This window comes from Colwellia sp. D2M02 (assembly GCF_018860755.1).
Lineage (GTDB): Bacteria > Pseudomonadota > Gammaproteobacteria > Enterobacterales > Alteromonadaceae > Colwellia > Colwellia asteriadis.
Genome location: NZ_JAHKPW010000089.1, coordinates 54,108 through 65,693, shown reverse-complemented (window position 1 = coordinate 65,693; position 11,586 = coordinate 54,108). Strand labels below are relative to the sequence as shown.

The following is an 11,586-nucleotide window of genomic DNA, read 5'->3' as shown; positions in this document are numbered from 1 at the left end:
CTAAATCCACATTACTAAATAAAACTGAGATCACACTATGCCTACTGTTCAACCGAAAAAAAACTTTCATAAAACCGCTATTGCCTTAGCTTGTTCGGCGGCTCTTCTTTCACCTAGCGTTTTTGGTGCACCATCGTCGGTAGAAGGGCGTATTACAGATGAAAATAATACCGTTTATTTTGAAGGCGCTAAAATTCAACTGAAAGAGTTGAAACTTACGGCCGTTAGTGATCGTGATGGTACCTTCCGTTTTAATAACATTCCAGAAGGTGTTTACACGCTGAGCATTGAATATATTGGAGCATCGACCATTGAAAGAGAGGTGACCGTTGTTGATGGCAAAATAACACAGCAAAATTATGCGATTAGTTCATCAAACTCAAACATGGAAAATGTTATTGTTTATGGGCAAAGAGCCGGACAGGCTGGGGCAATAAACCGTCAGAAAAATGCGAGCAACCTTAAATCGGTTGTCAGTGCAGACGCTATTGGACAATTACCTGATCAAAATGCAGCAGAAGCACTTCAGCGTTTACCGGGTATGTTAATTAAACGTGACCAAGGTGAAGGGCGCTTTGTTAGCATTCGCGGTATAGACCCTAACTTGAACAACGTATCTATTAACGGTGTTAATGTACCTTCACCCGAGTCAGGTGTTCGTAGTGTCGCGATGGATGTTATTCCAAGTGAGCTGGTACAAAGTTTAGAAGTCAGTAAAACGGTTACACCCGATATGGACGCCAGTGCTGTTGGTGGCTCCATTGAAGTAAAAAGCTTAAGTGCATTTGATCGCGAAGGGAAAAGTTACAGTTTCACGGCGCAAGGCTCATACAACGAACAAACCGAAGATTACAGCCCTAAATTATCAGGCAGCTTCAGCGATACTTTTGCGTTGTCATCAGGTTATCAACTAGGTGTGGCTACTGCTGTTTCTTGGTTTGAGCGCACTTTTGGCTCACATAATGCTGAAACCGATGGTGGTTGGGCAAACTATGAACTTGATGACGCTAACACCGGTAATGAAGTTGAGATATTTGGCGCAGAAGAAGTTGAGCAGCGTCATTATCAAATAACAAGAGAGCGACTTGGCGCAGCACTAAACTTTGATTTACACACTTCATCGGCTGATAAATATTATTTGAGAACACTTTACAGCCAATTTTCAGATGATGAATACCGTCAACGAAATGAATACAAATTTGCTAAAGGCAATGTTGACTTAAACTCAGTTACTAACTCAAGCGCACAATTTGTTGATGCAGACATGGATCGTGACACCAAAGATCGCTACGAAGAGCAAGATATTTTGTCTTTTGTGGTTGGCGGTGAAAATCAATTAAATGATTGGTTAATCGAATACAGTGCGGGTTATTCAAAATCAACAGAGCGTGAGCCAGACCGAGTAGATGCTTCATTTGCGGCTAAAGATTTAACTCTAGGCTATATCAGTAGTGGCCCTTATCCACAGTTAACACAATCTGCAGCGGCTCATCAACTGAGCAATTTCGAGCTTGATAGCGTTGAGTATGCAAATAACCTGACAGAAGATGAAGAAATTAGCGTACGCATAGACTTATCAAAAGACTTTGTTTTTAATAATTACAATGGTGAATTTAAATTTGGAGCAAAATACCAAAATAGAGATAAATTCAGCCGTGTTAACCTTGCCGTTTACGATGGTGGATTTAATGATGTGACTGCTCAAGCGTTTGGCGCGAATAGCCCTGATTATGGCTTGGGTGATTTTGGACCAGGCCTTTCGCAATCGGCAGTGCATAGTTATGTTATGAGCAATATTAGTCAGTTTGAAAAAAATGAGCTCGACTCAAGTATTGATACAGCAGGGCAAAGTTATCAAAGTAGCGAAGATATATTGTCAGCGTATGCGATGATAACTCTTGATATTGAAAAGTGGCATATTGTTACAGGGCTTCGTTATGAAGGCACCACGTTTGAAACCCAAGGTAATAAAGTTGAATTAACCGTTGATGACGTTAATGGCGATGATACCGTCAATATTACCCCATGGTTGGTCGACAAAGATTACAACCATATTTTACCTAGCTTAAACATTCGCTATGATGCCAGCGACAAACTTGTTGCGCGTTTTGCGCTAACGCAAACTATTGCGCGTCCTTCTTTTGGCAACTCAGCCGCTTATCAAATTATTGAAACGGAAGTAGCACAAGATGACGGTGTTATTGAAACTGAACGTAAGGCAGAAGTAGGTAACCCTGAGTTAAACCCTTATGAGTCAAATAATGTAGACTTTTCAATTGAATACTACCCGGGTCATATTGGTGTTTTATCAGCAGGATTATTTTATAAAGACATTGATAATTTTATTATTCAACAAGAAGTACAAGATAATGGCGATTGGGATGGATTTGATGAAGTTATTCAACATGTTAATGGTGGCAGCGCTTCATTAACCGGCATTGAATTAGCATGGAATAAAAACTTTCAATCTGGCCTTATGTTAGGCGCAAATGGCACCTTTATTGATGCTGATGATAAATTGCCTAATCAAGCCGATACTATTGCCAATATTATTGTTGGCTTTGAAAACAATCATTTTAGTACACGTTTGAGTGCTAACTACACCAGCGAAAACTATCAGTTTGATGATGGTGATAGTGCTGTTTATGAAGATACACACATGCAAATAGACTTTAGTGCCAAATACTATATTTCACAAAACATGCAAGTGTATTTCAATGCGGTTAACCTAACCAATGAACCGTACTATCTTTACCATGGTCAGCAAAACTTCAATTATCAATATGAAGAATACGGTAGCTCATTTGAACTAGGTTTCACAATCACCTCGTTATAAGTGTTGTAACGACACTTTCATAGCACCAAAATCAGTTGGCTAGTTTAATCAATACTCATTAAGCTAGCCTTTCAGTGCTTTTAATTTTTTACTTTTAAACTTAACAATATTCACTATGACCAAATCTATATTCAATATATCAAAACAGAGCACTACAACGTTGAACACTTCAAAATACCATATCGTTAACACGACACGCTTTCCCAAGTTAATGAGCTTTTACGCTGTTTTATTAACGACTAACTTGCTTGCTTGTAGTACTGAGCAAACAATAAGTAGTGTAGAGGATCCGACTAGTAATACCCCTAAAAACATCACCTTTATTGCTTTTGGTGATGGCGGCTATCATGTCGACTACCCTAAATTAAAGGACGTTGAAAAACGCCTTAGCAAACAGCAGTACATAAATAATGAGCGCCAAGAATGGCTTGAGGAGCATAGACCTATTGAGGAATTTGAAACGCCACCGTTATACATAATACCAGAAACCAATAGTACTATTGAACAAGGTGGCTCTTATGCGGTAGGTCAAGCTATGGCAAGTTTATGTCAACGTAAAGCATGTGATTTTGCGATACAGTTGGGAGATAATATTTACCCTGATGGCGCTGATGCTAATGATGGTAAAGACGATCAAAAACGCATGGACGATTTACTGTTAGCGCCACTTAAACCGTTATTATCACAGAGCCCTGAGCTAGTTATTTATTCAGCCTTAGGAAATCATGATTGGAAGTCATCGCGCAAAGGTGTTGCTTTACAAACCCAGTGGATGGCTGAGCAGGCTAATTTTCATTTAGATGCCAAAGGGTATTACAGTTATACTCAAGGTGAACCTGGTAATGATGTTGAGTTTTTTGTACTTGATACCAACATGTTACTGTCAGGACAAACTTTTTATGAAGTGCCATTAAACCCTGACGGTAGTGAACAGAATATAGCGCTTGCTGTAAAAGAAGGTAAAGCTGAACTAGAGCATCATAGCTCCCACGAATTACCGCTTAATGGTGAAGATATAACGCAACTAAAGTGGCTTGAGCAAGGGCTTAAAAACTCAACCGCAAAGTGGAAAATTGTTTATGGTCATCATATTTTGTGGTCAATTGGAGGCACTAAATATGATGAAGGGCATGTATTAAGAAAGCTTATTTTACCTAACCTTTGTCAGTATGCTGATGCTTATATTGCGGGTCATGAACATGATTTGGAACTACTGAGCGATGATTGTTCACTGTATGACAGCGAAACAGAAAATTCACCTTTACCGCTTATTATCAGTGGTGCAGCATCAAAAATGCGTGGCAAACATACACCATTTGCAGAGCAACAAGCGAAGCGCTATCCACAATATCAGCTACTGTGGTCTAAAAGTTTTACTTGGGGTTTTTCTAGTGTCACCTTAAATAATAAAAATGATACCTTACAGGTCACGTTTTATTCAACGCCACAAAACGGCAGTGGCGAGCTTATCACTGAATCAGCATTTAGTTTTGAGCACCGCAGTTTCTAAGGCGAACATGATATAAGTTCAGGTCTAAGCTGGCAGTTACCCAGTTACTTAGTTAGTTATTAGGTACCTTGTCAGTTTAGGTTTGAGCTAAATTTTTCGCCCCGAATCGTTTTTCAACCTTGTAAAGTTTTCAATATAGTCAGTCCAGTTTTACCTCGAAGAGCTTTATTAGCTTTATCAATAATATAGATACTTTTTACTGCAAAGCAGTTAATACTAAGCTAAAGTTTGATCATACTCTTTAAATAATAGCTTAATGAGCTAATCTAACTTACCTGATATGGCAAAAACGCAACAATTACAACAACAAGTAAAAAAGCAAATATGGATTGCGACTACCTTAGTCGCTCTCTTAGTGAGTGGCTCATTTTATGGAGTAATTACCTTATCTGAGCAACAGCGTAAAGTCGCTCAGATTATTGATATTGCGGGTAGTCAACGCATGCTCTCACAAAAAATTGCGCTTAATGCTGTACGCCACTATCAAGCGATTAAAGATGGCGTACAAAATAACGAGGTGCGAAAAACTTTAGTTTATGCCGCAGATAAACTTGCCGCTAATCAGTTGTTTTTGGCTGACTATGCCAAAAAAAATCAAAGCACAATATCAGAAAAACTGACTCTGCTATATTTTGATAATCCAGAAAATCTTGATAACAAAGTACAGTTCTATGTTGATGCGGCACAGCGGCTCTCTGAAGAAAACAAGCCACAGCGAGCCTATTTAATCATAAAAAAACAGTTTGACGAAAAATTGGTAGAACAATTGCTGATTAACCTTGATCATGCTGTTCAACTATTGAAGCAAGAGGCTAACGCCAACCAGGATACCTTGAAAAATACTCAAGTAGTAATATGGTTTAGTGTCTTGGTAGTGTTGCTGCTGATTTATCGGCTGGTGTTTTTACCTATGCAGCGCCATATTGCCAGTAACTATCAAGAGTTATTAATCAGTAAAAATCTTAATGAAGAGTTTAAGTTTGCGATCAATAAACATGCAATAGTTTATCGCGTTAATATGAAAGGGAATATTACTTATGCTAATCAACGTTTTGCTGAGTTTTATCAGTATCAACCGCAAGAAATTATTGGTAAAAGCGTATTTTTAGTGTGTGGCGACATTTATCGACAACAAGATTACGAAGATATTTTCAGAGTGTGTGTTAAGCAAGAATATTGGCGTGGAGAGTCACTCAATAAGATTAAAGGTGGTCGACAACTGTGGCTAGATACAACTATTGTGCCATTAAAAGAGCTTAATAAGCGCATCGCTTCTTTTATTGTTATTCAAAATGATATTAGTGGCATTAAGCAAACGGAATTTGCACTTAACCAACTACATCGAATAACCTCTTCAGTTGCACTAAATATTGACGAAAAAGTGACAAAGTTATTGGCATTGGGCCGTGAAATTTTTAACCTCCCTTTGGCTATTGTTAGTGAAATTACCGATAAAGAATATAAAGTAGTCTATTGTCAGTCTCCTAATGATGAATTGAAGACAGGAATGACCTTCGAACTTGGTAATACCTATTGCGTACATACATTATCAGCCGATCAACCTACAGCGTTTCATCATGCGGGTAATAGCCATATAAATACTCATCCGTGTTATCAAAATTTCGGACTAGAAAGTTATATTGGTGTGCCGTTAATTGTTGAAGGTAAACGTTTTGGTACATTAAATTTTTCATCGCCAGAGCCTTTGGGCCGGCCGTTTAGTGAGCGTGAATTAGAGTTTATTCAACTCTTTTCAAACTGGCTTAATTCAGAATTATCTTCAGAGAGAAATAAGCAAGCTCTACTACAAGCAAAAGAAATGGCTGAATTGGCTGTGAAAGCTAAAAATGAGTTTTTAGCTAGTATGAGTCATGAAATTCGTACGCCAATGAATGGTGTTATTGGAATGTTGTCGTTGTTAAAAGGTACCACCTTAACGAAAGAGCAAAGTCATCGAATTGAAATCGCCAAAGATAGTGCCGAATCATTACTTAGCTTAATCAATGATGTGCTCGATTTCTCTAAAATTGATGCAAATCGGTTAAACTTAGAGCAGCGAGAATTTGATTTAATCGACTTGCTTGGTGGCTTTGCCGATTCAATGGCGCAAACAGCGCAAGATAAAGGCTTAGAACTTATCCTTGATATGGTTGACGTTAAACAACGTCTCATTATTGGCGATGCCTACCGCATTCGACAAATACTGACTAACTTAGTCAGTAATGCGATTAAGTTTACCGCCAAAGGCGAGGTGATGTTGCGAGTCTTGCAACAAGAACATACCTCATCAAAGTATAAGTTAACCATAACGGTTTCTGATAGTGGTATTGGCATTCCCCAGGAAAAACATCATTTATTATTTTCAGCGTTTAGCCAAGTAGACGCTTCAACAACTCGGCAGTTTGGTGGTACAGGTTTAGGTTTAGCCATTGTAAAAAAACTGTGTGAAAAAATGTCGGGAAGTATTACGCTGAGTAGTGTTGCTGATCAAGGTTCAACCTTTACCTGTGTCTTAGTCGTTGATAAACCAGAGCAAGATCAGGGGAGTCAACCGCAGTTTGACTATCAAAAACGAGCTACGTTAGTTGTTGATGCTAATAAACATAATGCCGATATTATTACCAAGCAATTACAGCAGTGGCAAATGCCAGCACAAGCCGCTTATGACGAACAAAGTGTAATGGATCTTTGTCAAAAGCAAGTTGAGCAAAAACAACCCATTGAATTGATATTGATCAGTTATGATTTGTTTGCTGTTAGCGGTGAAAATGTTATTAGCAAACTGCGCGCTAACTTATCTATCCCTAGTTTTAAGGTTGCTTTGATGACGCCTATGTCGGCATTGGTTACGCCTAAACACTTAAGTGACTTAGGTGTTGATTATTATTTCCCTAAACCAGTAACCATTAAAGATTTACATAGTGTCATTGAACGATTTTTTACAGACAAAATACCCGCTGAGCCAGATAATGAGCAACAAACGAACGAGATTATCGAGTACCAAAAGCCAACCGATCTAGCACTAGCTTATGATTGGCCTGATAATACCCGGATCTTGCTGGTAGAAGATAACCGAGTGAATCAAATGGTCGCTAAAGGTGTACTGCAAAAGATCGGTCTTGAATGTGAAATTGCTGTCAATGGTATTGATGCGATCAATACACTTAATGGGTCAAGCCAAGATACCCCATTTACCTTTATTTTTATGGACTGCCAAATGCCTGAGATGGACGGTTATCAAGCAACTGGAGCTATACGACAAGGTGATGCCGGCGAGCGATATCAACAAATTCCAATTACAGCAATGACTGCTAATGCGATGTTGGGCGATCAAGAAAAATGTCTAGAAGCGGGAATGAATGATTATATTAGCAAACCCATTAATAAAGACGTAATAGTGCAAGTATTGCAACGCTACTTACACTAGGGCTGATTTGCTCTCACATTAACAAACTTAATACCTAAGAAGACATTAGTAAGAAGGCTAAGTGATCAAAACGATTAATTAAATTCGTTTAATTCTTGATATAGGTCATTAACATCAAAAGACAATAATAAACATAAAGATAGGCTGTTTGATAATATTTTAGTGGTAGTTAGGTTAGTGGTAGTTAGGCATAAAAAAAGACGCCCTAGGACGTCTTAATTCATTAATATGGTCGGAGTAGCAAGATTCGAACTTGCGACCTCACGTCCCCCAGACGCACGCGCTACCAAGCTGCGCTATACCCCGAAATACAAATACTACAGTAAGCTGGGGAGAAAAACTGTCGCTGCATTTGTGAGAGGTATCATAATGATTTACATCGGTAATGCAATGAAAAATATCACCTTAACTTACTTTTTGTTTGCTTTTTATTCGTATTGCTCGTTTTTATTGTTGCGCGCTAAATTGCTTAATAAAATGTACACCATCAATCATTAACGGAAAGTCTGCATTAATCGTAATTGGTGCAGATAATTGCGTAGAGTAACTTTGAAAATTACCCAATTGATCTATAAATGCTGACTTATCCTTATCAAAAACAATAATACCTTGCGCAGTAGTATTGGCAATAATGCGATCTTTATTTAACGTTATTAAATCGCTGCCATTAGCAAATGCTGGTACGGGTAAATCACAGCCTAACCAATTTTTCATTAAGGTTGGTTGTAAATCCATAAGACTTGTATTATGGCTAAGCTTTTTATGCTGTGTTGAGGTGTTTAAAGGGCTTTGTTGAATAAGTAAAGCGGGCTTAGTCGCTAAGCGCATTTCATCACGAGCATTACCAATAGCGCTGATCCATACCGTATCTTTATCAGTTTTTTGCTTCTGCGCCAGTAACAATGCTTCAATAAATAATTCAAACTGGTACTGGTTATTATTCGGTGAATTTTTAAAGTAAAAAACGTGTAAACCAGCGGGTTTATTATTCAGTTTTTTGGCAAATAATAAGCTTGAAACATCCGTTAATTTTGATACGTCTGTAAATAGGGCATTAAACCATAACGGTTCATTGGTGGTATTAGCACTATCTCGAGTACTTTCATAAGTATCTTTATTGATAATTGTTAAGCTCGTTGCTAATTTTTGCTGCGCAATTTGTTGAAACAGTAACGGCTGCTCGCCTTGTTTGAGAATATCTTGCTGATAAATACTCGGTAAGGAGTAGAGCAAATTAAACCAAGACTCTTCAGTTAAACCGGTATCTATATTTTGGCTTAGCTCCAAGGTGTTAGCCGTTGCTCGTTGAGTAAAGTGCTGAATTTGTTCTGCTGAAATTTGCGCGTCAGTTAAAATAAGAAAAACTGAATGCTGGGTATCAACCGCGCTGCATTGGCTTGAGGCTAACGTAGGGTAATTAGGTATTGTTTTTGTAAACGATAACGGGCTGTTTTTTCGCTCGTTATAATCATCAATATTAAATAAGTCGTACTTGGTTAATAAGGTTTTAGCGGTAGCTGGGTACGATAAGGGTAATACCGTATCTTGACGTAAAATATCATATTCTAAATTAGCATCGGCCCAAACATGGGTTAAGTGGCTAAAAAAGAAAGAGGCAACAAAACCAAAAATTACAAAATGTGTAAAGGTGGTTTTCTGTAATTGTTTTAAGTGTTTCCACGCATAATTACTGGCCGTGAACTGAAAGCTTAAAATAATAATGGCGAGAGCACCACTAATGGCATAAAACATAACACTTTGTTGCGCTATATCTTTAATTAATCCAATAATTTGTTCACTTGATGAGGCATTCAAATGATAACCTAAGCGGCTATAAATAAAGGCATCAAGTATTAGCAGTAATAAACCAATGGTAAATATAATGGAGCCGCTTGTTCGTATAAAGCGTGTATGAGGAAAAATTAATATAAGCGGAAACAGTATTAACACAAAGCTCATAAAGGTTAAAAATGCGATATGACTGACCCAAGTGGTTAATACATACAAATAACCTAAAATCGTTGTTGGTGCCGTTTCATTGAAAACATAATAAGAAGAAAGGGCAATTGCGGCGATAATATTGAAAAAAGTGAACCAATGGCTCCAACTGATTAATTGTAATAGTTTTTTGCTATAGCTTTTTGTGTCAAAAGAAACCATTGAACTGTATTTTCTCTGTGTTAGGTAAGTGAAATAGGTACGCTAATTAAACGTTACAAAATAAAGCTTATTAAATAACGAGGTTTAAATAGATTGCTTTAATGCTCGAGTAAAATTGTCAACAACCGCAGCTCTTTTGGCTTCAGGTACGTTAGCAAGCACGTTAGTAATAGTATTACCTAAACACATAAGGGCTAAATCGGGTGTCGCTTCTTCGTTTACTAACACGTCTAATAACTCTTGGATAATTTTTTCTACACGTTCATTCGAATATTTCGATACAATAGGCATAATAAGTAGTTCGCTAATGATAAATTTAATTATCCTAGTTTATCAAATGCCTGCACAATTTAATATAAACATTAGCGTCGACATCAACACATACTTTCTAAAATTGAAGATAAAATATAACTATGAGCTTAATTATTTCAAATATTGCACTACATTTTCTCACTAAAAAAGAAGAAACCGGTGAAGTGGTACTGCGCTTAGGTCCTAAAAGTTTGCATAATGGGGACGGTGAGTTAAATCAATACAATCAGAAAATTAGTAATTTTGTTGACGGTTTACATGCCATTTATAATGCAAAGGGCAGTAAAGCTTATGGTAGCTTTAACGCTATGCCGAGCGAAGGTGATGCCGCACGTTTTGTCGATTTAATGGAAAGTTACTTAGGTGAGCAACAAGACTTTTACACTTTCAGTACGCAAGCGGCAAATGTCTTAAAAAATGAAATTGAGAAATACGATTTAGCAGAAACAGGCTATTTAGTAGTTTGTCATTATGAATATATGGGAGGGCGCTATTTACTGGTTGCCGTTATTCCTATTTCTGAGCATTACAGCGTTGATGGTGAACTTAATATTTCAGCAGCGCAGCATTTAGATACCAATAAACTGCAATTAGCAGCACGTATTGATTTGTTTGACTACCAACAAAATAGTACGGGTAATCGTTATATTTCATTTATTAAAGGTCGTGCAGGGCGTAAAGTTTCAGACTTTTTCTTAGATTTTTTAGGTTGTGAAGAAGGCTTAAATGCTAAAGAGCAAACCCAAACATTAGTACAAGCGGTTGAAGATTATGTGGCGGTTAATCAATTAGACGCAGGTGAAAAACAAAAAACCCGTAAAGATTTACTTAACTACTGTAAAGAGCAAAAAGCGAGCTCGCAAGATGTATCAATACAAGAGTTAGGTAAAGTGATTGAATCAGGAGAGGGCGAGCAAGACTTTTATCAATTCTGTCAAGCGCAGTCATATCCTATTGAAGAGTCGTTTCCGCACGAGCAAGCTGTGGTCAATAAAATCACTAAGTATTCAGGTTATGGTAATGGCATCAGTTTGAGCTTTGAGCGTAGTCACTTTGGCGAAGATGTAGTGTATAATCCGCATAATGATTCATTAACCATTTATAAAGTGCCGCCAAATTTAAAAGAGCAGTTACTGGCATTATTAGAAAGTAATAAATCACCTGAAAATAATGAAGACTTTTAAGCACATTTATTGTGCATAGTAACACTTTTTATACCACCAACAAGTTACGCGTTACTTTTTATTGCCTTTTAAATCAATTGATTATTATTTTTCGTTAACGGGTAAGTAAATTATTAACAATGTCGGTGAAGTGGTGCGTTAAACTATTATATACCCT

At 37.5% G+C, this 11,586-nt stretch carries 6 protein-coding genes and 1 tRNA gene; 4 read left to right on the top strand and 3 right to left on the bottom strand.

From position 1 onward, the window contains the following. Window positions 1–37 precede the first annotated feature (37 nt). From KO495_RS16910 to KO495_RS16900, 3 genes are all read left to right on the top strand, one after another. Entirely contained in the window at window positions 38–2,836 is a 2,799-nt protein-coding gene (locus tag KO495_RS16910) for a TonB-dependent receptor (RefSeq protein WP_215981584.1), read from the top strand. 160 nt (window positions 2,837–2,996) lie between these two features. Then, window positions 2,997–4,346 (top strand): metallophosphoesterase, encoded by a 1,350-nt coding sequence (locus tag KO495_RS16905; protein ID WP_252739037.1) that lies wholly within the window; start codon window positions 2,997–2,999, stop codon window positions 4,344–4,346. A gap of 280 nt (window positions 4,347–4,626) precedes the next feature. After that, on the top strand, window positions 4,627–7,773 hold the full coding sequence (locus tag KO495_RS16900) for a response regulator (protein WP_215981583.1): 3,147 nt from the start codon (window positions 4,627–4,629) through the stop codon (window positions 7,771–7,773). A 229-nt stretch (window positions 7,774–8,002) separates the two neighbouring features. On the opposite strand, the gene KO495_RS16895 is transcribed toward KO495_RS16900, so the two are convergent. The 3 genes from KO495_RS16895 to KO495_RS16885 form a co-directional block, all read right to left on the bottom strand. Continuing rightward, window positions 8,003–8,079: transfer RNA gene (locus tag KO495_RS16895), tRNA-Pro, on the bottom strand. A 141-nt stretch (window positions 8,080–8,220) separates the two neighbouring features. Further along, a complete protein-coding gene (locus KO495_RS16890) occupies window positions 8,221–9,933 on the bottom strand; it encodes a DUF3413 domain-containing protein (RefSeq protein WP_215981582.1) in 1,713 nt (570 codons plus the stop codon). Between the two features lie 84 nt (window positions 9,934–10,017). Next, on the bottom strand, window positions 10,018–10,224 hold the full coding sequence (locus KO495_RS16885; protein ID WP_215981581.1) for a DUF1414 domain-containing protein: 207 nt from the start codon (window positions 10,222–10,224) through the stop codon (window positions 10,018–10,020). Window positions 10,225–10,346: 122 nt separating this feature from the next. Between KO495_RS16885 and yejK the strand changes: the two genes are divergently transcribed. Next, complete coding sequence (yejK, locus tag KO495_RS16880) at window positions 10,347–11,429, top strand: nucleoid-associated protein YejK (protein ID WP_215981580.1); 1,083 nt, start codon at window positions 10,347–10,349, stop codon at window positions 11,427–11,429. Window positions 11,430–11,586 lie beyond the last annotated feature (157 nt).